Source organism: Nocardia sp. NPDC004260 (assembly GCF_053603155.1).
In genome coordinates this window covers 59,784-83,569 of record NZ_JBSGEZ010000009.1, presented here as the reverse complement: position 1 = coordinate 83,569, position 23,786 = coordinate 59,784, and the positions used below count along the sequence as shown (strand labels likewise).

Genomic DNA, 23,786 nt, shown 5'->3' with positions numbered 1-23,786 from the left:
CCGAACAGGCTACATGAGCGGCACCTGAGCAGTGAAATTGCCCCGGCGAGCCGCCCCGGCGCGCACGTGTTCGGCCCGCGCGTTCGCGTCGGTAGGAAGGGGAATGGCGGCACGGCCCCGACCGTCCGCTTAGGGTGGATCCATGCCGACCGGACTCGCCGCCAGCGACCTGCCCGCAGGTGGCGTGCGGCGCCGCGCGGCGTTCGCCGTGGTGGTGGTGCTGCTCTGCGGTCTCGTCCTCGCGCTGGCGTACGCGAACAAGGCGCGTTGCGCGGGTGCGCCGTTCGACCGGGACGGGCGCAGCACGGTTTTCGATGTGATCAAGGATTCGGACGTCTGCTATTCCGATATCCAATTCCTCTGGCTCGGCCGAGACATCAACGAGCACGTCTTTCCCTATGTGACCGGCGGCATCACCGACGACGGGGCGTTGGTCGGCGGCGCGGTGGAATATCCGGTGCTCAGCGGTGTGCTGATGTGGCTCGGCGCGGTGGGCGCACACAACGACGCCGATTTCCTGCGGTACTCGGCGCTGCTGCTGGCGCCCTTCGCGTTGCTGACCGCGTGGATGCTGGCTCGCCTGGCCGGGGGCGCGGCCCTGCTGTGGGCGGCCGGACCGCCGCTGGTGCTCTATGCCTTCCACAACTGGGAGCTTCCGGTGGTGTGCACGGCGGTGGCGGCCGTCTACGTGATGACTGCGTTGACCCGCTACTCGGTGCGTACCAGGGGCATCGTGGCCGCGGTGCTGCTCGGGCTCGGGTTCTGCCTCAAGCTGTACCCGGGGATCTTCGTATTGCCCTTGCTGGCGTACGTGCTCACCGGCGGTGGCGGGCGCGACGCGGAAGCCGGCGATCGCGGACCGGACGTCCGTGGCGCTCTGCTCACCGCGGGCGCGGCGATCGGCACCGTGGTAGTGGTGAACCTGCCGTTCGCGCTGGTGGGTTACGAAGGCTGGCGCGCGTCCATCACCTTCCAGCAGTTGCGTCAGGCCGATATCACCACGAATTCCATCTGGTACTGGGGACTTCGGCCGATGTTCGGTCCCGATGCGCGCAGCGAGGCGGCGTTCCAGCAACTGGTCTCGGTCGCCTCCCCGTTGCTGGTGCTCGCGGCATTCGCGCTCGCCATGTGGCTCGGCTGGCGGCGCTATTCGGCGACCGGCGTGTTCCCGTGGGTCGGTGTGAGCGGCGCGATGCTGTGTGGATTCCTGTTGTTCCACAAGGTGCATTCCCCGCAGTACACCCTCTGGCTGGTGCCGTTCCTGGTGCTGCTCGAGATCCCCTGGTGGTTGGTCGGCGGCTATCTCGTCGCCGACGCGGCCATCGGGATCGGGGTGTTCCGCTACTTCTACTCGATGGGTACGGGCAAGTCGGTCGAGCTGATGGAGCACATCGTCCAATTCGGTGTGTGGGGGCGCGCGAGCCTGCTGATCGTGTTCTTCTTCGTATTCCTGTGGGCGGCGCCGCGTGGAAATCGTTCGATGACGCCCCGGGTCGCACGGTCCGACCCCCGCGACCTGGTTCCGGTGGTCTAAGGCCCACTGTGCCGGGCTCGAAAGGCCGCGCTTTTGGCACGGTTGCCGCACAGGGTCATGTCGCACCACCGGCGCGAGCCGCCGCGGGAAGTGTCCACATACAGCCGCGTGCACACGGGGCGACCGCACTCCTTGACGAGCGCCCGGCTGCCCAGTAACTCGATCGCGGAACGTGCGACGGCGGCCAAAGCCGCGTCCGCGTCGCCGGAGCGGACGACCGTGCCGTCGGCGCGCAGGCTGATCGAAGGCGGGGCGCCCTCGGCGAATTCGTTGACGGTCCGGCGATCGCCGTCGTCGAAGGCGGTTTCGCGGGCGGTGGCCAGCGCGATGCGATAGGCCGCCTCACGCAAGCGCACTGCCCGCGCGAGGGTGTCCGCGTCGCCGGTTGGCGGGCTGTCGAGCAGGCCAGCGGCGACGATCCAGTCGGCCAGCGCCGCGGGTGTGGAGAGGACGTCCTCGAACCTGGTCGAGCGCCCCATGACGGTACCGGCGAAGTCCAGGGCGAGGTTGCCGCTCACGAAGGTGAACACCTCCTCATAGTAACCGCCTTGACAGGTTATTGGACCGGATGCCACTGTGATAACCACCCAAGGTGGTTAGTCGAGGAGGGTCCGTGCAGAGCCGATTCGCGATGGTGGCCGCGCAGCCGCTGTTCGTCTTGTTGTGGAGCAGTGCGTTCATCGCGGGGGTGATCGGGGTCGGCGCCGCCCCACCGCTATTGGTGCTGTTCGTGCGCTTTGCCGTCGCGGGAGCGCTGCTCACCGCCTACGCCCTCCTCGCGCGGGTCACGTGGCCGCAGGGAGGCCAATTGCGTCACGTGCTCGTCGCCGGGCTGCTGATGCAGATGGTCCAGTTCGGCGCGTGCTACACGGCGATGGCCGAACATGTCTCGGCGGCGGTGATCGCGCTGGTGCAGGGCTTGAATCCGGTGGTCATCGCTCTGTGCGCCGGACTGATCGGCGAAGTCGTCACGATGCGGCAGTGGTTCGGCTTCGGCATCGGCGGCATCGGAGTCGCGCTCGCCGTGTTCGACCAGTCGCACTTCTCCCTGACCGGACTGCTGCTGTGTGTGGCAGGGCTGCTCGGGTTGAGCATCGGCACCGTGTACCAGAAGCGATTCACGCCCACCGTCGATCCCAGGGCGGCCACGGCGCTGCACGTGGCGATCAGCGCGCCGATCGCCGGGGTGCTGACCTGGCTGTCCGGCCAAGTGCACGTGTCGGACGTGGGCCGGTTCGCCGGGTCGCTCGTCTGGATGGTGCTGGTCAACTCCATGGCCGCGTTCCTGCTGCTCAACGCCATGCTGCGCCGGTGGGACGCGACGAGGGTGGGCAAGCTGTTCTTCGCGACGCCCGCCGTGACCGCGATCCTGGCCTGGTTGCTGATCGATCAGCCGCTGCGACCGCTGACGGTCGCCGGACTCGCCATCGGCCTGGTGGGCCTGGTGTTCGCGGCTCGCAGGCCGGCGGCGTCGGCGGTCGTCGCGCGGCAGCCGGTGCCCGTACCGCGGTGACCTACTTGCGCCCGGCCTGCCACTGCATGCCCCACCGGTATGCCTGGTCGAGCTCGCGCTGGGCGCCGTTGACGTAGTGCACTTCCCGGTGCACGGTGATCCCGGCCCCCTGGTTCTGCAGCAGGGCGATGGCGCACGAGCGGGCGCCGTCCACCGGAGAATCGAGGCGGACCTCGACCTGCGGACCGGATGTGGGGTAGAGCGTCACCACGCCGTCGGCGGCGGCCCAGTTCGGCACGCCCTCGTAGATGAAGGCGAAGATCAGGATGCGCCGGAACAGCTCGGGCCGCGCGAGGTCGATGTGCAGGTTCTCGCCCGACGCGGCCGCGCCGCTGCGATCGTCGCCGTCGAGCCGGATGTAGGGCTCGGCCTCCAGCGTGCCGAAATTGTCGCCGATCGCCTGGACGACGCCCTTGGCGCCGTTGGACAGTTCGTAGAGGCAGCCGAGGTCGAGATCGATCGGCTTGGAGCGGCGGAAGAATCCGCGAGGTCCGCTCGACCAGTTCAGGTTGACCCGCATGGTGCCCTGCTGCTCACCCGGCTTGGTCAGGTTGATGCTCGGTGTCGCCTTCGACAGGGTCACCTTGGACAGGTTGACGCCGGGGTTGTCGTCGATCGCCATGGCGCGATCCCCCCTCTGTGGAAACGAGAGCGGCAGCGGCCGTCCCTCGGGACGGGGCCGCTGCCGCAACGGGTCTTCGGCTGCTTGCCGGGAATCAGCCTACCGGCGTCGGTTCCCGTTCGCTGTCGAGTTCCTCCTCGTCCGCTCGGCCATTGCGGACGATGCTGGTGATGAATGCCGCGCCGATGAACGCGACGCCGACCAGACCGGTGACGATCTCGTTGATGTGCACGCCGATCGAGACCAGCAGGATGGCCGCGAGCGCGCCGATCGCCCAGTGCGCGCCGTGCTCCAGGTAGACGTACTCCGACAGCGTGCCCTTGCGAACCAGGTACACCGTGATCGACCGGACGAACATGGCACCGATCAGGCCGAGGCCGAGCGCGATGATGATCGGATCGGAGGTGATGGCGAACGCGCCGATCACGCCGTCGAAGGAGAACGACGCGTCGAGCACCTCCAGGTAGAGAAACAGGAAGAAGCCCGCCTTACCGGTGGCCTTGACCAGCTCCGACGGCCCTTCGCTCTGCTCCTCGGTGTGGAACATGGAGCCGAGCCCGTCCACCGCGATGTAGGTGATCATGCCGAGCAGGCCCGCGACCAGCACGGTCGAGCGGTGCGCCTCGTCAGCGATGAACTCCGCAGTGAGGATCAGGCCCGCACCCGCGACCACCACGGAAAGCATATCCAGTTTGCCCGCCTTGGCCAGCGGCCGCTCCAGCCAGCTCAGCCAGGTGATCTCGCGTTCCTCGAAGATGAAGTTGAGGAACAGCAGGGCCAGGAACATACCGCCGAACGCCGCGATCTGCGGATGCGCGTCGGTGAGCAGTTTCTCGTAGCTCGGGCTGCCGTCCGGGAAGGTCAGGGCGCCATCCGGGGGCGGGTTGAGGGCCAGGTCGAAGGCCCGCACCGGATCCAGCCCCGCGGTGATCCACACGATCGCCAGCGGGAAGACCAGCCGCATGCCGAACACGGCGATCAGCACGCCGACGGTGAGGAAGATCCGCTGCCAGAACGCGCTCATCCGTTCCAGGACGGTGGCGTTGATCACGGCGTTGTCGAACGAGAGCGACACCTCGAGGATGCCGAGGATCGCGGCGAGCGCGAGGGCGGTCGGTCCGCCGTACACGACCGCAACTACGAGCGAGAGCACCGTGACGACGAGGGACATGCCGAATATGCGCAGGACCACGCTGGGACCTTTCGTGAGTGAAAACGAGGCGGCGACGTTTGCTACCAGCGTGGCTGCTGGATCGCCGGTTGTCCAACGTTGCTCCCAGGGCGCCGGCATGCCTGGGTGGCACGACGAGGGGGCCCGTCGCCGGGCCCCCTGTGAACGGCGAAGTTTTCCTTAGACGTTCACGCCGTAATCACGGGCGATGCCCGCCAGACCGGAGGCGTAGCCCTGACCGATCGCGCGGAACTTCCACTCCGTGCCGTTGCGGTACAGCTCGCCGAAGACCATGGCGGTCTCGGTCGAGGCGTCCTCGGTGAGGTCGTAGCGGGCGAGCTCCTCGCCGTTGCTGCGGTCCACGACACGAATGTAGGCGTTGCGGACCTGGCCGAAGGACTGCGACCGGGAGTCGGCGTCGTAGATCGAGACCGGGAAGAAGATGCTCTCGATCGTGGGCGGGGTGTTCGCCAGGTCGACGTTGATGACCTCGTCGTCGCCCTCACCTTCGCCGGTCCGGTTGTCGCCCGCGTGCTCGATCGAGCCCTCGGGAGAACGCAGGTTGTTGAAGAAGACGAAGTGCTGGTCGGACAGGACCTTCTTGTCCCCGCCGGTCGCGATGGCGCTGGCGTCGAGGTCGAAGTCGGTGCCGGTGGTGGTCCGCACATCCCACCCCAGGCCGACCGAGACAGCAGTGAGGTTAGGCGCCGCCTTGGTCAGCGAGACATTGCCGCCCTTGGACAAACTGACACCCATGCGGGATTCCCTTTCAATAGTCCGTCATTGGTTCCCAGCATGTCCGGATCGCCGGGGACGCCATCGACAGTAGTAGGTTTCCGCGAACTTTCGTAGGAACCCGCGTAACCCCCGGCGAACAGGAAGATCTCCTACCATCGGGGCGTGGCAGGCCGGAGGCGTGGATGGTTTCGTTCGTCGGAGAACGACGAGTGGATCGAGCATGCCCGCGCGACGCTGGCGACGGCTTTCCTCGACATGGATCGGCGCCAGAGCGCGGCCGAGGCCGCGGTGCACGCCGCCGATCAGATCTTCCCCGAGCGGCGCACGGGCGCGCGCTGGGAACCGTTGCGGCACAGCTGCTATGGCGCCGCGGAGGTGTACCTGACGCTGAGCGCCGAGCTGGAGGCCGCGCAGCAGGGCGGCCCGCCGGTGCCGCAGGGTCGGCAGCGCGTCGACGCAGCGGTACGGCAACTGGCCGACGCGGCGCGCGCGGTCGACGAGTTCTATCGCGGCGACCAGGGCAAGCTGGAAGAGGCGGTGGCGGTACTCGGCGCGGTGCCGCAGTTGGCCCAGCAGGTGAAGGTCGCCGCGGCCGGTGTGCGCGGCCGGGCCGCCGAATCGGAGTTCGCGGACTATCCGTCGGTGCGCAGGCACGCCGCCGCGGTCGATGAGGCGCTGGTCACACTGGAGGCGGCGGGTTCCGGCGCGTCCGCGGGCACCGTGCGGGAGGCGGCGAACCATCTGCAGGCGGTCACCAACGAGCTGGCGGATGCGTTGGCGCAAGCACCATCTCGGGCGGCGGCCGCGAACAACGCGATATCGTCCGTGACAACCCGACTTGCCGCCGTCCGGACCAGGGCCGAAGGCGTTCCGCAGGCGTTCTCGGCGCTGCTGCGCGAGTTCAATGCTGCGAGTTCGGCCGATCTGGCTAACAATGAGCGGGAAAGTCAGCGAGCCATCGAGGCCGCGGACGCGGCCCTCGGCAGGGCGCGTGCGGCGGCGGTAGAGAACAATCCGGAGTTTGCACTTGATCTGACCACATCCGCGCGCGGGTTCCTCGCCGAGGCCGAGCAGCGAGTCGACGCCGTCACCAAGCGGCTTAGCCTGCTGCGTGCGGTTCGGTCCGACCCGCAAGAGCAGGCCAAGGCCGTACGATTCCGGCTGCGGGACGCGCAGATGCTCGCGGTGAGCCGCGGGCTGGTCGCCGAATGGGGGTCGGTCCTCGACGCGCAAGCGGCACGAATCGACCGAATCAGCGAAACACTGTCGGGGCGTCACCCCGACTACTGGGCCTATGTGGCGGAACTGGATGCCGTCACCGAATTCATAGCCGGGGTAGTGGATCGAATGAGAAGACAAGCAGGACCACGACGAGAATGAGAATGGGGCAACGATGACCGCAGGCATCGCCGTCCAGCAGGAGGTTTCCCTGCGGAAGCGAATGCCGCTGCGCCACTTCCGGCAGTTGCACGGACCGGAGGCGAGGCGTCTTTTCCACCGGCAGCCCGAACCGTTCGGCGACGACAACACCGATCGCGAGCTGCTCGCGATCGGTCTCGGTGCGACGCTGTACGCGCCCGCGACCAGGCCCGATCTCGCGCTGACGATCGGCAGGCGGGCCGAGCACGGCGTGTGTTCGATGGTGATCGACCTCGAGGACGCGGTGGCCGATCACGAGGTGGAGTACGCCAAGCGGCAGACCGTCGACGCGCTGGATCTGCTCGCGGGCAGCCACGACGCCAACCCGCTGTTGTTCGTTCGGGTGCGCGACGCGGACACGATCACCGAGCTGATCGAGCAACTCGGACCGGGCGCCAAGGTGCTGACCGGGTTCGTGTTCCCGAAGTTCGACAGCGTCACCGGGCCGAAGTACCTCAACGCGCTGAACGTGGCGGCGCAGCGGCTGGACCGGCCGCTGTACGGGATGCCGGTGCTGGAGTCGGCGGGGCTGGTGCATCGGGAGACCCGCGATTACGAACTCACCCAGATCGCGGCGCTGCTGGCCGCGCACCGGGACCGGGTGCTCGCGGTGCGGGTCGGCGCGACCGACATGTGCTCGACCTTCGGCATCCGGCGCGACCGCGACCTGACCATCTACGACGTGCGCGTGGTCGCCGACGTCATCGCCGACATCGTGAACTACCTGGGGCGCGCGGACGGAACCGGTTTCGTCATCACGGGGCCGGTGTGGGAGTACTTCGCCGATCACGAACGAATGTTCCGGCCGCTGCTGCGGACGGCGCCGTTCGAGGAGTCCGATGCGGTGCCGTTCCGGCAGTACCTGGTCAGCCGGGATCTGGACGGTTTGCTGCGGGAGATCACGTTGGACCGGGCCAACGGCATCCAGGGCAAGACGGTGATCCACCCGTCCCACGTGGCGGCCGTGCACGCGTTGTCGGTGGTGACGCACGAGGAGTACTCGGACGCGCTGGACATCCTGCGTGACGACGTCGGCGGCGTGGCGGCCTCCGGCTACCGGAACAAGATGAACGAGATGCGGCCGCATCGCAGTTGGGCGCGACAGACCTTGTTGCGCGCACGGGTGTTCGGCGTGGCGAACAAGGGAGTGTCGTTCGTGGATCTGCTGACGGCGTTGGTCACCGTATGAGCCGGACCGCGACCGATTTCGGCGACAACGAAACATATTGGGCGACAAAGGTTCTCGGTATAGACCTGCATCATGATCCGGTGCGCGAACTCGGCTCGGACCGGCTGCGCACGGCGAGTTTGCCGATCTCGGCCCTGGTGCAGCCGGGTGTGCGCCACAACAATCGGCGCCGGGCGCACCTGCTGGTTTCCACCGTGCTGGGCAAGCATCTGCCGACCGATCCGCGGGTGGTGCTCGGTGCGGGCGATCAGCTGGGCGATCTGGTCCGCGCGGTGCTCGGTGAGCGCGAAGCCGTCGTGCTCGGATTCGCCGAGACCGCAACGGGTCTCGGTCATTGTGTGGCCGCGCGAATCGGCGCGAGCTGCTATCTGCATTCGACTCGGCGCGCGGTGCCGCACGCGTCGACACTCGCCGGTTTCGAGGAAGGGCACTCGCACGCCACTTCCCACCTGCTGCAACCGGCGCCTGCCGACATCTTCGTCAACGATCTGCCGCTGGTACTGGTCGATGACGAGATATCCACCGGCGCGACGGCGATCGATGCGGTGCGCGCGCTGCACGCCTTCGCGCCCCGTGCGCACTACGTGCTCGCGTCACTGGTCGATCTGCGCACCGAGGCCGATCGCGCCCACTTCGACGCGGCCGCGGCCGAACTCGGTGCCCGCATCGACACGGTCTGTCTCGCCATCGGTCGCGCGTCGCTGCCCGACGGGCTGGTCGACGCGGTCGGCGCGCTTCCCGAACCGCGGTTCAACCCGACCGCCGCGCACCTCGGCTCGTTCGGACGCGTCGAACTCCCCTGGCCGACCGCGGTTCCAGAGGGTGGCAGGCACGGCGTACTCGCTTCCGACATCGGCGCGTTCGAGGCGGCGCTGCTGGAGGCAGGCGAGGCTTTGACCGCCCGGCTCGACGCGGACTTCGCGGGCAGGACCGTCATCGTGCTCGGACACGAGGAGCTGATGTACCTGCCCCTGCGGTTGGCGGCGCTGCTCGCCGAGTCGGGTACGCCCACCCGCTTCCAGACCACCACGCGATCGCCCGCGTACGTGCTGGATGAGCCGGGATATCCGTTGCGACGAGGGTTTCGCTTCACCGCACCCGAGCCGGGCGATGCCGCGCCGCGCTATCTGTACAACGCGCAGTGGCCCGTGACCTCGCTCGACCTGTTCGAGGCCGATTTGGCGGGGCTGGTCGCCGCCCCATCGGGCCGCGATGCCGCCGTGACGATCACCGACGACGGCGTCGACAGCGGCGCGGAGGGCGACGGCCCGGCCGCCGATCCGGTGCTCGTCGTCGTGGTCGACTCGCCGGCCGACACCGCGGAGCTGATGGCCGAACACGGGCTGATCGATGTACTGACCGCTTCCGGGGCCGACGTGCTGCTCGCGGTGCTACCGGAGGCGGATCCGCGGCGGCTGTACGCCGAACGCGTGGAGTCGAACGGGGGCCGGATATGACCAGCACCAGGGTGGGCGCGCTACCCATCCCGCTGCACGGACCGGAATTCGGCTCCTACGCGGCCGAGGAAGTCTCCTGGCTGCTGAAGGATCTGTCGGAAGTCGACCTGGAGGCCGACATCGCCGAGCGGGAACGGCGGATCCAGGCCGGGAAGGCGCACTACGCGGAGTCGCTGCCGATCGAATATCAGCCCGACGCGTCGTACCGGGCGCTGTTCGACGAGGTGCTCGCGGCCAGCGCCGAACGGCTCGCGCTGGCCGTGGCGACCGTGTCGGAGCTGGTCGTCGCCGAACGTGGCGAGGACGTCGTCCTGGTGTCGCTGGCTCGCGCGGGCACGCCGGTCGGCATTCTCATGCGCCGGTGGCTGCGTTCGCGGCGTCCGAGCCTGGAGGTGCCGCACTACGCGGTGTCGATCGTGCGGGATCGGGGCATCGACGCGGTCGCGCTGGACTATCTGGCCGAGCAGCACGATCCGTCCTCGGTCGTGTTCGTGGACGGATGGACGGGCAAAGGCGCGATCACCCGCGAACTGACCGAAGCGCTGGACGCCTACCACGCCGCCGGTGGCCCGCGGTTCGACGACGAATTGGCGGTGCTGGCCGATCCAGGGCACTGCGTGCGCACCTACGGCACCCGCGACGACTTCCTGATCGCCTCGGCCTGCCTGAATTCGACTGTCTCCGGCCTGGTTTCGCGCACGGTTCTGAACGACACGCTGATCGGACCCGGCGATTTCCACGGCGCCAAGTTCTACCGCGAACTGGCCGGTGACGACGTGTCCGGGCGCCTGCTGGACACCGTGAGCGGCGCCTTCGACGCGATCCGCGATCGGGTGCCCGCCGAGGTGGCCGCGATCCGCGCGAGCGACCGGACGCCCACCTGGACCGGCTGGGCATCGGTGGAGCAGGTGCGGGAGCGGTACGGCATCACCAGCGTGAATTTCGTGAAGCCCGGTGTCGGCGAGACCACGCGGGTGCTGCTGCGGCGGGTGCCGTGGCGGGTGCTGGTGCGTGAGGCGGACGCGCCGGAGCACGCGCACATCCGGATGCTCGCCTCGGCCCGGGGTGTCCCGGTCGAAATCGTCGCCGACCTGGCATATTCGTGTATGGGATTGATCAAGGACGTGCAGCAGTGAACCTATCCCCGGCAACCCATCGAAGACGGGCGCTGATCGCGACCGACCTGGACCGGACGATGATCTACTCGCGTAACGCCTTCAGCACCACCGCCGACGTGCCGACGGTCTGCGTGGAGCATCTGGAAGGGTCGCCGCTGTCGTTCATGACCACCACCGCGGCGCTGCGGATGCAGACCCTGACCGAACCCGCCGCCGTCGTTCCCACCACCACCCGCACCATCAAACAGTTCGACCGCATCCGGCTGCCCGGAGCGCCGTGGCGCTACGCCATCACCAGCAACGGCGGGAACATCCTGGTGGACGGTGTGCCCGATTTGAGCTGGCGCATCGACATCGACGCCAAGGTCCGTGCGGGTGGGGCCACCCTGTCCGAGGTGAGCAAGGAATTGCACACCCGCATCGATGACTCCTGGGTCACCAAGTTCCGCGTGGCCGACCACCTGTTCTGCTATCTGGTGGTCAAGCCCAAAGCCGTCCCCGAGGGATTCCTCGCCGAGTGGGACGACTGGTGCCGTCCGCGCGGCTGGTCGGCCTCCCAGCAGGGCCGCAAGATCTACACCATGCCGGTCGCGGTCTGCAAGAGCCGCGCGGTCGCCGAGGTGCGCAAGCGCCTGTGGGAAAACCGGGAACTCGCCGACGAGGCGCGCACCCTCGCCGCGGGCGACGGCGCCCTCGACGCCGAAATGCTGCGCGCCGCCGACTCCGCCATCCGCCCCCGCCACGGCGAACTCGAACAACTCAACTGGACCCACCCCAACCTCACCGTCACCCGAGCCACCGGCATCCTCGCGGGCGAGGAGATCATCAACTGGTTCATCAAGGCTGCTCCGACGCCTTCCGAGTAGCCGGCACGGACTTCGGCATCCCTGCTCTCGATCCCTCTGTACCGAGGTTGTCGCATCGCGGGACCCCTGCTGCGCTGAGCCGGTCCCGAAGCGGTGAATCGCCTGCCTCTACTTTGGTACGGGCCAGAAGCCAGTCTCCCCGATCACGATCACGCAAGGCTGGTTCAGTACTCCGGCCTTGTAAACAGCTTCGTCGAGATGGGTCGACATCAAGAGCATCCATGTTTTCCACGGGGTGCCCGCGCCCACCGGTCCTCCCGTATTTGCCGCCAGGCGTGCGTAGTAGTCGCGGAGCTGCTGGTCCGTTACCACGAAAGTCAGCGGAGGTTCGACCGGTGAGTCGCCGACAGCGGTTATCTGCAACCGACCCGCCTCGTCGCGGCTGATCCGGTATCCGGACTCTGTCCCGGCACGAATCACCGACTCGGCGAGTTCGTCCACGCTGGGTTCAGACCTTTCCACGGCATGCTCCTCCAGGGAAGGCGGTGATCACTATCCCGCTCTCGCTCACGATTACGGTGGGCTGGACGGTCTTGGCTATCGCTCCCGTGCTCCGGTTGACCAGATAGATCTGCCCCGTATAACAATACTTACCGGCGCTCTGCGGGCCATGCCAGTCGGGTGCGTCGTGAGCTTTGGCGATTGCCATATCGGCGATGTCGCGCCAGTTGCGGCCCTCGATCGCCGCGAGCCCTTCCCAGTCGCTCATGTGGCCGGCTTGGATATGCCGATACCCATAGTCTTTGTTCCCGCACAGCAGCCTCCACTCACCGAAGGTTGTGACCACCTTGTCCTCGGGCGAGCTGGCGCCGCATGCCCCCCAGGGGAATGAGGCATGAGCCACTGGACCCGGTGTCAGACCAATGATCGGGACCGCAATCGCCGCTGCGACCATCACAAGTGCGCGTAAATTCAACTCGACTCCCCATGTCGAGCACCGGAACGGTGCCATCAGTTGCAACTTCGTTGGGTCTCCCGGCGACCGCTTCATCAGCCCGTGGTTGAGACGAAAAGCTCAACCCAGGAGATCAACTTCATTGCCTTACATCGAGATTAGATGGAAGAGACGCCGTTTTGGTTCCGTCGAATACGCGGTGGCATTTGGTGTTGATGTGGATTCGCCGCCTCACACAGCGCTGGCGGTCGGTTCGAAGGTGGATTTGAAGTCCGGGCACTCGACCAACGGGTCGTGGGTGCAGGTGGCGGCGTGGCGGAGGCTGTCGCGCATGCGGATGAGGCGGGTTATGTCGTCGTCGAGTTGCCGGGCTTTTTCGGCCATGCGGGCGCGTAGTTCGGCGTCGGAGGGGGAGGCGCGGAGGAAGCGGGCGATTTCGGTGAGGGTGAATCCGGCGCCGCGTGCGCAGAGGATGAGTGCCAGGCGACTCAGGACATCGGGGTGGTAGGTGCGGCGTAGGCCGTTGCGGCCGGTCGGGGCGATGAGTCCGCGTTTCTCGTAGAAACGCAGGGCGGAGGGGGCGAGGCCGGTTTGTTCGCCGACCTCGGCGATATCGAGCAGGTCGGTCATCTCGTCTCCTTGACTTGAACCGCGCTTCAAGTCACAGACTAGCTCACATGACAATCCATCACCTCAATTGCGGATCGGTTCGGCAGATCGAAGCCACCTACGACGGACCCGCGCCCGCGCATGCCGTGAACCATTGCCTGCTGGTCGAGACCGCGTCCGACGGCCTGGTCCTGATCGAGACGGGCATCGGACTGGACGACGTGCGCGACCCGGCGGGCACCCTCGGCGCGGACTGGGTGGCGATGGCCCAGCCCATCCTCTCCGAAGACGAGACCGCGACCCGGCAGGTCGAACGGCTCGGCTACGAGCCCGCGGACGTCCGGCACATCATCCTCACCCACCTCGACGTGGACCACTGCGGCGGATTGCCCGACTTCCCGCACGCGCAGGTCCACGTCCTCGCCGCCGAACTGGCAGCGGCGCAGGCCGAAGCGCCGAGCTTCCGCTATCGCTCCGCGCACTGGGCGCACGATCCGAACTGGGTGGCCTACCCGGCGGAACCGACCGGAAAATGGTTCGGCTTCAACGCGATCCAACCGAAGGACCTGCCCGACGACTTCCAATTGATCCCGCTGGGTGGGCACACCGCGGGCCACACCGGGGTCGCCGTTCGCCACGGCGACAGTTGGTTGCTGCACTGCGGCGACGCGTACTACTACCACCGCGAACTCGATCCGGCTCCGCAGCCGCACCCGGTGCTCGACGTCGTGCAGACCGGTTCCGAGGTCCACCACGACCTGCGGCTGGGCACCCAGGCGCGGCTGCGCGAGCTACACCGCGATCACGGCGACGAGGTCACCCTGATCAGTGCGCACGACCCGTGGGAGTTCCAGCGCGCGAGCTGACCCCTACCGGCGCTGCCAGCACTGTGCCCGGTCGCCGAGATTCCACCACGAGATATAGCCCGGGTCCTGGTCGAGCAAGGTCCATCCGGCTTCGAGCAGGTCGAAGAACGCGCTGTCGGCCGTCCGCCCGCCGCGCGCTTCGCCGATGTAGATCAGCGACGAGCCGCCCGCCTCCTGGTAGGCGGCGAGGGTCATGGAGGCCATCGGGTTCTCCCAGCCGGGCGGCCAGCAGAGGAACAGCGCGTGGTCGGCATGCCCAGCGACCAGAGCGGCCGTGGAAGACGGCGGCGTGGCGGTGGGATGCCAGGTCGCGGTCTGCCCCGGCGCGGCGGGGAAGGCCGTGTTGGTCGCCCGGTCCGGCGGGTGGGAGTCGAAAGCGCTGATGGGCACGCCGATTCGGGTGAGTTGATGCGCCCAGTAACCGCGCCCGGAGCCGACCTCCAGTACCGGCCTGCCCTGCGCGACGTCCGCTACCCAGCGCAGTGTGGCAGGCGCGGGGATCGCGTACGCGTACGCGGCTTGCAGCACTATCTGCGCATACGCCAGCCGCGCACTGCCTTTCGGGTTGCCGCCGTTCACCTCGGCGCGGTTCGCGCGCTCTCTCGGTCCGGGCGATACCGCGGCGGCGACGATGTCCCAGTACGGATTCGTGCTGGCACCGCCGGTCATGTAGTGCAGTAGGTGTAGGTCGAAGGAGGCGTCGCTGATGTCGTCACCGGTGCCGGGCAACCGGCCCGCGGTAGACCAGTACTCCGCGACCCGCGGATACGCTGTCGCGAAGCTGGATTCGTCTTGGACGAGGTTCGTCAGCGCCGTGCGACGCTGCGGCGAAAGCGCCAAGTCAGCCATCTTTCGATTCTCCGCTGACCGGCGCCTGCCCTGGCGAACATCAAGGCGAGTTCACCGAGCTGTAGCGAATCCTTTGCTCTCCGTAGGTGATACGCCCACTAGCCTGTTCCGCTCTGACGCGGTTCGCGCGCCCCGGCTCACCCGCTGTCGCGCATCGACACCAGTCCGCCGAGTGTGCCGAGGTAGGCCGCTCCGTCGGGGCCGAGGGCGATTCCGGCGTAATTGTTGTTGAAGCCGAGGCCGGTGCCGGACAGCTGTTTCCACACGGTCGCGCCGGTGCGGTAGTCGAGGGCCGTCCAGTACCAAGGATCGCTCGGATCGGTGCCCTCCGTGTAGGTGTAGATCAACCCGGTGGCCAGGGACAGCTTCGGTACCACCGACGGCGCTGCTTCGACCGAATTGGTCCAGGTCAGATGGCAGCCGTTGCCGTCGGTGTCGATGTCGACACGGGCGAAGCCCGCAGCGGTGGTCTTGCCGGAGGCGACCGCGTCGGGGTGTCCGTAGCCGTAGTTGTTCTCGACGATGAGTGAGCGTCCCGCGCCGATCAGCGAGTTCTCGGTGGCGCTGTGGCCCGGCTCGAACACCGGCACCGCGCAGACCTGCCGTTCGGCGACCGAGGGCGCGGTGCGGTAGACGACGACGTTCATCGGATCGGCATTGTCGGTGATGGCGACATAGCCGTCGGGCAGGACGGTAGGTGTGGTGCCGGTTCCGTCGTCCACTTGGCCCGGCTTGCGCTGGTTGCTGTTGGCGTAGGTGGTCTGCCAGGTGATCCGGGGCGCGCCGTCGGAACCGGCGTCGAAACGCAGGAGCTGCCGGTTGGTGGCGATGTAGACCTCACCGGCCGCACCGACCGCGAACGAGTTCTCGATCTGGTTCTCCGTACCATCTCCGAGCCGAACCACCTGCGCTGCTCCGGTATCCGGATCCAGTGTGCCGACCACGCCGTTCGTCTTGGCCACGAACCAGATCAGGCCGTTCGAGTCCGGCAGTGCGGAGTTCAGCGTCTCCTCCGGGTGCAGCACGCCGGTCAGGTCGTAGTCGCGTACCAGCGAGAACCCGTCGGCAGCGGGGTTCTCGGCGAACACTTGGATGTGCCCGGTGCTGGTGCCCACCACGGCGCGGTCTTCGTCATCGAGGTAGAAGTACCCGCCGCCGCCGAAGTTGTTGAAAGCGCCGGGCCGCAGCGTATCGAGGGGATTCTTGCCCGGCAGTGGATGTTTGCCGAGGACGCTCATCGTCGTCGGGTCGATGAGGTAGAGGCCCGGTTGCAGCCCCAGGCAGGTGCTGACGATGCGTCCGGCGCGGTCGAACGCCACCGAACCGCACTCGCTGCCGAGCAGCAGGGAATCGGTCCGCGGTGACCGGCCGAGCGGACCGGGGCGGCTGTAGGTATCGCTCATCCACCCGTCGTTGTGGACGCCCGAGTTTCCGTTCGGCGCGAGATGTGGGTTCTGCGGGACCGGTGGGATGCCGGTGACCGGTTCGCCGCTCGCGGCGGCGCCGACGAATCGCGCCGGTTCCGGCACGGCGGGCACCGAAGGAATCGGCGTCGCGGCGGCGGGCGCCGCCACTACCGCGGCAAGGATTGCCGCGGGCAGCGCCGCGCGCAGAACCTGGGAGGAGAGGATGTGAAACACGAATGAACGGTATCCGGGTCCGGCGGGCCGCGAATCCCCCACACGAGTGATTACGCGGGCACGGCCGCGACCGTCGGTACCCGATTCGCGTCACCGCCGCGTTTCAGTACTGCTGGTGCCCGGCCAGTTGCTGGGCGATGAGTCCTTGCAGTCGTTGCAGGCCGCCGACGGTGATGCCGCTCTGGATCTGTCCCTCGATGGTGCGCACCAGCACGGAGTCGCTGAGCACCTTCTCGCTGGACTGGATCAGCACGGTCCCCGCGCCGGTGAAATCGAACTGGCGCTCCTCACCGGAGTTCACGCCGAATCGTGCCGCACCGGCGGCCAGGAAACCCGAGATCCAGCGTTCGTCGTAGTGGTGGCTCGGGGAAGGGCAATCCGCCCAGCCGACCAGCGACTCGGGGTCGACGCGCAGCGGTGGCTCGGCGAACATCACCGGCCCGTTGGACGAGGCCAGGAACTTGCCGGTGCCGATCAACGTGAGGAACCCGGGCACGATGGACTGGTTGAGCGAGAGGCCCGGCTCGAAAGCCAGCAGGTTCGCCGCCCGGATGGTCAGGTTGCCGTTGTCCTCGAGATCGTAGGAGTTGATGTCGTAGCCACGGTCGCCGATGATCAGCTTGCCGTGCCCCTCCGCGACGACGTAGTCGCCGGTGAACAGCGGCGCCGAGAACTGCTGAGACACCATGTGCAGCAGTCCACCCTGCAACCCGTGGCTGAGCGCCTGGAACCGGATATCGCCGTAGTAGGCGATCATCGCGCCCTTGCGCATGAACCACGGCTTGTTCAGGTCGATGCAGTACGCGTAGCTGTTTCCCGGGATGTTGTCGCTCTCACCGAGATTCATGGGGTTGAGGATCTGGGACATGCTCACAACTTCTCTTCGGAGGCCTGCACGTAGACGACGCCCTGCCCGACGCAATGCAACTGCATCGCCTCGCCGGAACCGCGCCCGACGGCGTCTCGCCAGCTCAGCTCCGCTTTGAGCTCGGTCTGCACATTGCCGTAGGCGGCGACGAAGGCTTGCGGATCGACCACGATCGGATTCGGGCCGCCTACTTGCAATTCCAGGAATCCGCCGTGCGCGAGCAGCACCGCGGCGCCCTGCCCGGACAACTGGGTGGTGAACAGGCCCTGTCCGGTCAACGCCCCCGAGGCGGCGCCACGCAGCGCGCCCATCAGGCCGCCACCGCCTCCGCCACCCGAACTCATCACCGAGACGACCGAACTCTGCAATCCGGCGGTGTTGGCGAGCAGCCGCGAAGCCTCGACGCGCAACGTCGCACCCGGCTGCATGTGCACGACGTGCACCTCCAGGCCGGCGAATCCGTAATGGACCTCGCCATTGCCCTGCGCGAGCATGGTGCGCTCGTGCTCACCCGCCATCGCACGGCCCGCGAGCCCCATCAGCCCGCCCATGCCGCCCATCCCTCCAGCCCCCGGAATCTGGTGGGGAGCAAAGGAAACATCGCCGGTGTAGAACAGCATCGCGCCGTTGCGAGCGACCACGCCGCCCGCCATTCCGACGTTGACCTTGACGACTTTGCCGTTGATCTTCTCGAACATCCGTCTCTACCGTTCCGCCGGTTGGATCAACACCACGCCGTGGCCGTCCCAGCGCAGCGAGAATGCCTCGCCCGCGTCCTGACCGACGAAACTGCGCCAGGACACGTCGGTGACGAAGGACTGGTTGAGGTTTCCGCGCGCCGCGACGAACGCGTCCGGATCGACGATCAGCGGGTACTGCGGCGAGACCTCCAGGTGGATGAGCGGACCGCCGGCCGAGAGCAGCGCGACCTGGCCCTGGCCGGAGACGGTCGTGGTGAACAGGCCCTGTCCGGTCGACGCACCGCGCAAACCGGCGAAACGCACGTCGGTGCGCAGGTTCCCGGCGAACGCGAGCAGTTGTTGCGACTCCACTTGCAGCGTCTCGTTGTTCAAGTTGACGACGGTGACGTGCTGGCCGTTGACCGCGAAGAACACTCGTCCGTGACCGGCGCACTCCATCAGCGAGAGTTTCTCACCGGTGGCCCGGCGCTTCAGCCCGGCGAGCACGCCGTCGCCACCGCCGAAGCCGGCCGCCTTGAACTGCACATTTCCCTCGTAGGCGATCATCGAACCGGAGATCGCGCGGAGGCTGGTGCCGGCCAGATGGGCCTCGATCACCTTCTTCGAGTGCTCGAACAGTTGCGCCATGGAATCTTTGCCTGCTGTCTCGATCGGGAACACGGTGGGATCGCCGTATTCCATCTACGTGCCGTCACCCTAACCGATGGTTCCGGGGGTGTCGGGGCAGCACGGCCGTTCGATTCCAGCGCCGCGCAGCGCGTTTCTCGTAGAGTGTCAGGCGAACGCACCGACAAGCGAAGGGTCGAACTTGTCCGCAACTCTCGCCAAGGGCCAGAACGGTCCGCTGGCCACCAACGACGTGGTGATATCCGTCCAGCTCACGGCGCCGGCGGATTTGTCGGCGCTACTGGTCACCGAGCGGGGCAAGGTCCGTTCCGATGCCGATTTCGTCTTCTTCAACCAGCCGAGCGGCCCCGGTGTCAATCTGCAGCCGGCGCCCGCGGGCCAGCCCGCGTCGCTGGCGGTGTCGCTGAACGCGGTGCCCGCCGACATCGACCAGATTCGCGCTGTGATCACGCTCGACGACGCGAACAGCAATTTCGGTAGGTTCCCCGCCCCGACCGCGATCGTGTCGGACACGGCCGGAAATCAGTTGTACGCCTACCGGATCGACGGGCTGAACACCGAGTCGATCGTGATCGCGCTCGAGCTGTACCGCCGCCAGGGTGCGTGGAAGGTGCGTGCGGTCGGACAGGGCTACGCGGGCGGTTTCGCCGCGCTGGTCACCGATCACGGTGTGACGGTCGACGATGCTCCCGCCCAGCCCGCGCAGGCTCCGCCGCCTCCGCAGCAGCCGGTTCAGCAGCCGCCCGCCCAGCAGCAGCCGAACTACCCGCCGCCGACCACCCCGGCGTACCCGACCCAGCAGCAGGCGCCGCAGTACGCGCCGACCGGTGGTTATCCGCCGCCCGGACCTGGCTACCCGCCGCCCGGCCCAGGCCAGCCACCGCAGGGTGCCCCTGGTTACCCGCCGCCTGGTCCGGGTTACCCGCCGCCGCCCGCCCCCGGACCCGGCTACCCGCCGCCCGGCCAGCCGTCGCAGCCGCAGCAGCCCGCCGAGGTCAGCCTCAGCAAGGACCGCCCGGTCAGCCTGGTCAAGGGGCAGCGCGTCACGCTGCGCAAGGAAGGCGCCGCGCTGACCTTCGTGAAGATGGGTCTCGGCTGGGATCCGGTGCGCAGCCGCGGCATGTTCGGCAACCGCACGGTCGATATCGACCTCGACGCGTCGGTCATCATGTTCGCCGACATGAACCCGGTGGACGTCGCGTACTACGGACAGCTGACTTCCAAAGACGGCTCCATCCGCCACCAGGGCGACAACCTCACCGGCGAGGGCGAGGGCGACGACGAGGTGATCCTGGTCGACCTGACCCGCGTCCCCGCGCACGTCAGCACGCTGCTGTTCATCGTGACCTCCTACAAGGGCCACACCTTCGAGCAGGTGCAGAACGCGTTCTGCCGCTTGGTCGACGGGACGAACAACGGCGAGCTGGCCAGATACACCCTCGCGGGCGGCATGCCGTTCACCGCGATGGCGATGGCCAAGCTGTACCGGGTGGGCAACGACTGGAAACTGCAGGCGCTCGGCGAGGGCTTCCAGGCCAAGCATCCGGGTGAGGCGGTGCCGCAGCTCGGCCGCTTCCTCGTCAACGGTTGATCGGCGGCGGGACAGCGGGGCGGACAAGGTGATTCAACTGCAGGCCGGTCAGAACATCCCGTTGACCGGTGAGGTCGTTCGTTTCAGTGCGAAAGCCGAGGCTGCGCTCGACGTTTCCGCGCTGGTGGTGGCGGAGAACCTGAAGGTGTTCTCCAGCGACGATTTCGTCTTCTACAACCAGCCCGCCACGGCGGGGGTCGCCTTGGCGGCCGACGGGGTCACGATCACGCTCACCGAGGTACGCGCGGATGCGAAGGCCGTGTTGCTGGTGGTCAGCGCCGACCCGGCCGCCCCCGCGCGGGCGGGCGGGCTCGGGCCGGTCACCGCCACCCTGTCCGAGAACGACAGCGTGACCGCGGAATTCGCGATCACCCCGTCGTCCGGTGAGACGGCGCTGATCTGCCTGGAGGTGTACCGGCGCGGTCCGGCCTGGAAACTGCGGGCGGTGGGCCAGGGTTACGCGGGCGGCCTCGCCGTGCTGCTCACGGCGCACGGCGTCGAGGTCGACGGTGCGGACCCGGAGCAGGTCGACCAGCCCGGTACGCACACCATGTCCGGTCCACTGGCGGGTGACGCGCAGATCGCCGCCGCCGGTGCGCCGCTGGAAGTCGGTCACGGCCTGGAACGGCTGTGGATGGTGTTCGAGGACGCCGCGCGGTCGGCCGCCGCGCTGGTATCGGCACGCGAGTACGCGGCCAAGCGGTTGGATCACGAACTGTCGCTCGCCGTCTCCGATCCCGCGACCAGGAACACTCCGGCGGCCGAGCAGGCGCGCAGCGCCGCGCAGCAACGGCACGACGAACTGGTCGACACCGCCGAGCGCAATCACCAGCGGGATGCCGAACAGCTGATGGGCGAACTCGCCGCGGCCGACCGGGTGCTGCCGCCCGCCCTCGCGTCCTGGGACTCACCCGCTTGGGACAAGCCGTCCGTGCCGAGCGACGGTATCCGGCTCGGCGAGTTGTACGCGCTCGACCGGGGGGCGCTGCGTATTCCGTACTGTGTTCCGGTGCCGCTGAATCGGCCGCTGTGGATCGATGCCGAGTCGACCCGTGCGGTCGCGCCGGTCGTGGGCGCACTGCTGGCGCGGTTGCTCGCCACGGCGCCGCAGCGGCGAACGCTGGTCGACATCATCGACCTCACCGATGCGTTCGGCGGCTTCACCGGCCTGCTCGCTCCCGTGCTGAACGGACCGCCGATCACCGACCACGCCGACATCTCGGCGCGGCTGCAAGCGCTGGTGGACGCGGCCGAACTGGCCGAATTGGCTTATACGAGCGGCGCTTTCACGCCGCCCAACGAGCACCGGGTCCTGCTGGCCGCGGACTTCCCGCACGGCTACCAGAGTTCGGACGCGCAGCGCATCGGCGCGTTGATCACGCGCGGCGAGTTGATCGGACTGTCCATCGTGATCGTGGGCGCGAACGAATCAGATTCGGCCGACACCACCGTGGCGATGCTGTCGCAGTCGTGCCGCCACCTGCCGACGATCGGCGGCACGCCGCTGTTCGACCCGTGGACCGGCAGCGCGTGGCAACTCGATCTGGATCTGTTGCCGCACGAGCCGGAACGGCAGGCGCGCTTCCTGCGTACGAGGTGAGCGCCTGGACCGGTGACCGGGTCAGCCGCCCGCGACCGCCGTTCGCGGCCGCAGCGGCTCAGGCAGCCAGGGCAGCGGCGGGTCCGGCATGCGGTCGACGACACCGCCGACCGGGTCGTCGACGAAGTCGCGCCGCACCAGATCCTCCTCCGGGCGGTAGATCTGACGCACGATCAGGGCACACAGCCCCACCACCGCCAAATCGCGCAGTGCGACGGTGCCGGTGAACCACTGCTCGGGCAGACCTTTGCGGTCCAAGCCGAGGTAGTAGAACATTCGCGGCACCCAGACCAGCGCGTCGACGGTCATCCAAGTCAGCAGGATGCGCCGGTGCGGCAGCGCCAGGACGGCCAGCGGCACCAGCCACAACGAGTACTGCGGACTCCACACCTTGTTCGTCAGCAGGAACGCCGCGACCACGAGGAAGCACAGTTGCGCCAGCCGCGGCCGTCGAGGCGCGGTGAAACCGATGTAGGCGATCACCGCGCAGGCCGCGACGAACGCCAGCAGTGAGACGGCGTTCAGGATCGCGGGCTGCTCCCCGTAGGTCAGCGGGCCGTCGAAGCCGCGCCAGCCGGTGAACGAGGAGATCACGTTATAGATCGAGTCCGGGTCGGCGTGCCGCGTGGTGTTGAGCCGGAAGAATTCCTGCCAGCCGTTCGGGAACAGCGCGGCGATCGGAAGGTTCACCACCAGCCAGGTCGCCAGCGCGGCGCACATCGCGACGGACGCGGCACCGATCGGGCGGGCGCTGAGGAATTGGATGCGGTAGGGCGTCTCCCGCACCCACGCCAGGAAGGTCGGCCAGCCGTCGATGTCGCGTATCCGCAGGCCGAGGTGCGTGCGCAGCGTGTGTTGCATCGTCTCGGTACGCAGGCACAGCACGAGGATCGGCCCGAGCAGCAACAGCGGATACAGTTTGGCGGCGCCGCCCAGACCGAGCAGCACTCCCGCCAGCACGGGTTTGCGCCGGGCCCAGGCGAGCAGGCCGGTCGCGGCGAAGGCCGTGGCGAGCGCGTCGAAATTGGTGAAAGCGTGCACGATCACCAACGGCGAACAGGCGATCAGCGCAGCGTCCCAGATCCGGCGGCCGGACAGCAACGCCGACGCCCAGACGGTGATCAGCCAGGCCATGGCGAGACCGACCGCGACGACGTTGAAGTAGATCACCACTTGGAGCGCGCCGGGCAGCGGCGAGGCGTCCCAGCTCTTCGCGATCCGCATCGAAAGGTACTGGTACAGGCCCGAGAGCACGGGATATTCCATGTACCGCGTCTCCCGCCCACCGTCGGGAGTCTGTTCGGTCCACTGCTTCTTGTACGGGAAGGCGCCTTCGTTCAGGCGCTCGGCCCCGTAGAGCGGCACGGTGTCCGAATAGCACATCGCCACGTACTGGCGGCCGTTGTTCCAGTCGAGCGTGGGACCGTCCGCGCCGGTGGTCTGCTGGATGCATCCCGCCTTGCCGAACCAGCCGAGCGCCAGGAAAACCAGGGCGAACGCCATCAGCACCCGCATGGGCGTCCAGAACCGCACCCGCCCGATCAGCGCATGATCACCGACCGGCCCACCGATCACCGTCGACAATTGCGCGGCGAGCGAATCGTTCCGACTCGGCCGGTCCCGCGCGTCCGCCGATCGGAGATCAGAGGCGAGCGGAGCAGGGGCGGCGTAGTACGCCCCACCGGGCGCCTTCTGGTCCGACAGCGGTGCCCTCCCATTCCTCCGTGGCTCCACCAGCTGCTGATCGGTCACGGAACCCGAGGCTACCCGGAGTACGGCCCACGGTCCGGACCGAGTGATCTCTTCCTTCGTGTCGGCCCTGGCTGCGATCGGAATCCGCCTGCTGACCAATAATTTCTGCCCGGAGGTGGCGTTGATGGTCCTGTTCTACCGAAGTTCGGATATGTACCCGC

The 23,786-nt window shown here is 67.8% G+C and carries 23 protein-coding genes; 10 read left to right on the top strand and 13 right to left on the bottom strand.

Features of this window, described 5'->3' with window-relative positions:
• Window positions 1-142: 142 nt before the first annotated feature.
• Window positions 143-1,534, top strand: a complete 1,392-nt coding sequence (locus ACWEO7_RS08125; protein WP_452421800.1) for a hypothetical protein — start codon at window positions 143-145, stop codon at window positions 1,532-1,534.
• Here the strand turns inward: ACWEO7_RS08125 and ACWEO7_RS08120 are convergent.
• Window positions 1,531-2,064 carry a CGNR zinc finger domain-containing protein gene (locus ACWEO7_RS08120; protein WP_452421798.1) on the bottom strand — a complete coding sequence of 178 codons (534 nt, stop codon included), beginning with the start codon at window positions 2,062-2,064 and terminating at the stop codon, window positions 1,531-1,533. The two genes, ACWEO7_RS08125 and ACWEO7_RS08120, sit on opposite strands and share 4 nt — an antisense overlap.
• An 83-nt stretch (window positions 2,065-2,147) precedes the next feature.
• Here ACWEO7_RS08120 and ACWEO7_RS08115 point away from each other — a divergent pair, with 83 nt between their 5' ends.
• Window positions 2,148-3,047 (top strand): DMT family transporter, encoded by a 900-nt coding sequence (locus ACWEO7_RS08115; RefSeq protein ID WP_452421796.1) that lies wholly within the window; start codon window positions 2,148-2,150, stop codon window positions 3,045-3,047.
• A 1-nt stretch (window position 3,048) separates the two neighbouring features.
• On the opposite strand, the gene ACWEO7_RS08110 is transcribed toward ACWEO7_RS08115, so the two are convergent.
• The 3 genes from ACWEO7_RS08110 to ACWEO7_RS08100 all read right to left on the bottom strand — a co-directional run bounded on the left by ACWEO7_RS08110 (window position 3,049) and on the right by ACWEO7_RS08100 (window position 5,596).
• Window positions 3,049-3,669: a TerD family protein gene (locus tag ACWEO7_RS08110; RefSeq protein WP_452421794.1), complete on the bottom strand. Its 621-nt coding sequence runs from the start codon at window positions 3,667-3,669 to the stop codon at window positions 3,049-3,051.
• A 94-nt stretch (window positions 3,670-3,763) separates the two neighbouring features.
• The gene (locus ACWEO7_RS08105) at window positions 3,764-4,861 is read right to left on the bottom strand and encodes a DUF475 domain-containing protein (protein WP_379249487.1); all 1,098 of its coding nucleotides are present in this window, start codon (window positions 4,859-4,861) and stop codon (window positions 3,764-3,766) included.
• Between the two features lie 159 nt (window positions 4,862-5,020).
• A complete protein-coding gene (locus ACWEO7_RS08100) occupies window positions 5,021-5,596 on the bottom strand; it encodes a TerD family protein (protein WP_452421792.1) in 576 nt (191 codons plus the stop codon).
• Window positions 5,597-5,740: 144 nt separating this feature from the next.
• Between ACWEO7_RS08100 and ACWEO7_RS08095 the strand changes: the two genes are divergently transcribed.
• From ACWEO7_RS08095 to ACWEO7_RS08075, 5 genes are read left to right on the top strand one after another with little or no spacing between them, the layout of a single operon-like run.
• Window positions 5,741-6,958 (top strand): hypothetical protein, encoded by a 1,218-nt coding sequence (locus ACWEO7_RS08095; protein ID WP_452421790.1) that lies wholly within the window; start codon window positions 5,741-5,743, stop codon window positions 6,956-6,958.
• 13 nt (window positions 6,959-6,971) lie between these two features.
• Complete coding sequence (locus ACWEO7_RS08090; RefSeq protein ID WP_450019054.1) at window positions 6,972-8,186, top strand: HpcH/HpaI aldolase/citrate lyase family protein; 1,215 nt, start codon at window positions 6,972-6,974, stop codon at window positions 8,184-8,186.
• On the top strand, window positions 8,183-9,643 hold the full coding sequence (locus ACWEO7_RS08085) for a phosphoribosyltransferase domain-containing protein (RefSeq protein ID WP_452421788.1): 1,461 nt from the start codon (window positions 8,183-8,185) through the stop codon (window positions 9,641-9,643). Before ACWEO7_RS08090 ends, ACWEO7_RS08085 begins: the two co-directional genes overlap by 4 nt.
• Window positions 9,640-10,779, top strand: coding sequence for a cysteine protease StiP family protein (locus ACWEO7_RS08080; protein WP_452421786.1), 1,140 nt, complete (start codon window positions 9,640-9,642; stop codon window positions 10,777-10,779). Before ACWEO7_RS08085 ends, ACWEO7_RS08080 begins: the two co-directional genes overlap by 4 nt.
• Before the next feature lie 59 nt (window positions 10,780-10,838).
• The gene (locus ACWEO7_RS08075) at window positions 10,839-11,627 is read left to right on the top strand and encodes an HAD family hydrolase (RefSeq protein ID WP_452421875.1); all 789 of its coding nucleotides are present in this window, start codon (window positions 10,839-10,841) and stop codon (window positions 11,625-11,627) included.
• Between the two features lie 108 nt (window positions 11,628-11,735).
• Here the strand turns inward: ACWEO7_RS08075 and ACWEO7_RS08070 are convergent, their stop codons facing one another.
• The 3 genes from ACWEO7_RS08070 to ACWEO7_RS08060 form a co-directional block, all read right to left on the bottom strand.
• The gene (locus tag ACWEO7_RS08070; protein WP_452421784.1) at window positions 11,736-12,068 is read right to left on the bottom strand and encodes a hypothetical protein; all 333 of its coding nucleotides are present in this window, start codon (window positions 12,066-12,068) and stop codon (window positions 11,736-11,738) included.
• A gap of 7 nt (window positions 12,069-12,075) precedes the next feature.
• Window positions 12,076-12,336, bottom strand: coding sequence for a hypothetical protein (locus tag ACWEO7_RS08065; protein WP_452421782.1), 261 nt, complete (start codon window positions 12,334-12,336; stop codon window positions 12,076-12,078).
• Window positions 12,337-12,753: 417 nt separating this feature from the next.
• Window positions 12,754-13,152, bottom strand: a complete 399-nt coding sequence (locus ACWEO7_RS08060; protein ID WP_452421780.1) for a MerR family transcriptional regulator — start codon at window positions 13,150-13,152, stop codon at window positions 12,754-12,756.
• 47 nt (window positions 13,153-13,199) lie between these two features.
• Here ACWEO7_RS08060 and ACWEO7_RS08055 point away from each other — a divergent pair, with 47 nt between their 5' ends.
• A complete protein-coding gene (locus ACWEO7_RS08055; protein ID WP_452421778.1) occupies window positions 13,200-13,997 on the top strand; it encodes an MBL fold metallo-hydrolase in 798 nt (265 codons plus the stop codon).
• Window positions 13,998-14,000: 3 nt separating this feature from the next.
• Here ACWEO7_RS08055 and ACWEO7_RS08050 read toward each other — a convergent pair whose 3' ends face one another.
• The 5 genes from ACWEO7_RS08050 to ACWEO7_RS08030 all read right to left on the bottom strand — a co-directional run bounded on the left by ACWEO7_RS08050 (window position 14,001) and on the right by ACWEO7_RS08030 (window position 18,682).
• Window positions 14,001-14,846, bottom strand: coding sequence for a hypothetical protein (locus ACWEO7_RS08050; protein ID WP_452421777.1), 846 nt, complete (start codon window positions 14,844-14,846; stop codon window positions 14,001-14,003).
• A gap of 137 nt (window positions 14,847-14,983) precedes the next feature.
• A complete protein-coding gene (locus ACWEO7_RS08045; protein ID WP_452421775.1) occupies window positions 14,984-16,486 on the bottom strand; it encodes a hypothetical protein in 1,503 nt (500 codons plus the stop codon).
• A 103-nt stretch (window positions 16,487-16,589) separates the two neighbouring features.
• The gene (locus tag ACWEO7_RS08040) at window positions 16,590-17,354 is read right to left on the bottom strand and encodes an AIM24 family protein (RefSeq protein WP_355072070.1); all 765 of its coding nucleotides are present in this window, start codon (window positions 17,352-17,354) and stop codon (window positions 16,590-16,592) included.
• A 2-nt stretch (window positions 17,355-17,356) separates the two neighbouring features.
• Window positions 17,357-18,052: an AIM24 family protein gene (locus ACWEO7_RS08035; protein WP_452421773.1), complete on the bottom strand. Its 696-nt coding sequence runs from the start codon at window positions 18,050-18,052 to the stop codon at window positions 17,357-17,359.
• A gap of 6 nt (window positions 18,053-18,058) precedes the next feature.
• Window positions 18,059-18,682 carry an AIM24 family protein gene (locus ACWEO7_RS08030; protein WP_452421873.1) on the bottom strand — a complete coding sequence of 208 codons (624 nt, stop codon included), beginning with the start codon at window positions 18,680-18,682 and terminating at the stop codon, window positions 18,059-18,061.
• Between the two features lie 181 nt (window positions 18,683-18,863).
• On the opposite strand from ACWEO7_RS08030, the gene ACWEO7_RS08025 reads away from it, so the two are divergent.
• Complete coding sequence (locus ACWEO7_RS08025) at window positions 18,864-20,273, top strand: TerD family protein (RefSeq protein ID WP_452421771.1); 1,410 nt, start codon at window positions 18,864-18,866, stop codon at window positions 20,271-20,273.
• 28 nt (window positions 20,274-20,301) lie between these two features.
• On the top strand, window positions 20,302-21,873 hold the full coding sequence (locus ACWEO7_RS08020) for a TerD family protein (protein ID WP_452421769.1): 1,572 nt from the start codon (window positions 20,302-20,304) through the stop codon (window positions 21,871-21,873).
• Window positions 21,874-21,894: 21 nt separating this feature from the next.
• Here the strand turns inward: ACWEO7_RS08020 and ACWEO7_RS08015 are convergent, their stop codons facing one another.
• The gene (locus ACWEO7_RS08015) at window positions 21,895-23,625 is read right to left on the bottom strand and encodes a glycosyltransferase family 87 protein (protein WP_452421767.1); all 1,731 of its coding nucleotides are present in this window, start codon (window positions 23,623-23,625) and stop codon (window positions 21,895-21,897) included.
• Window positions 23,626-23,786: the final 161 nt, after the last annotated feature.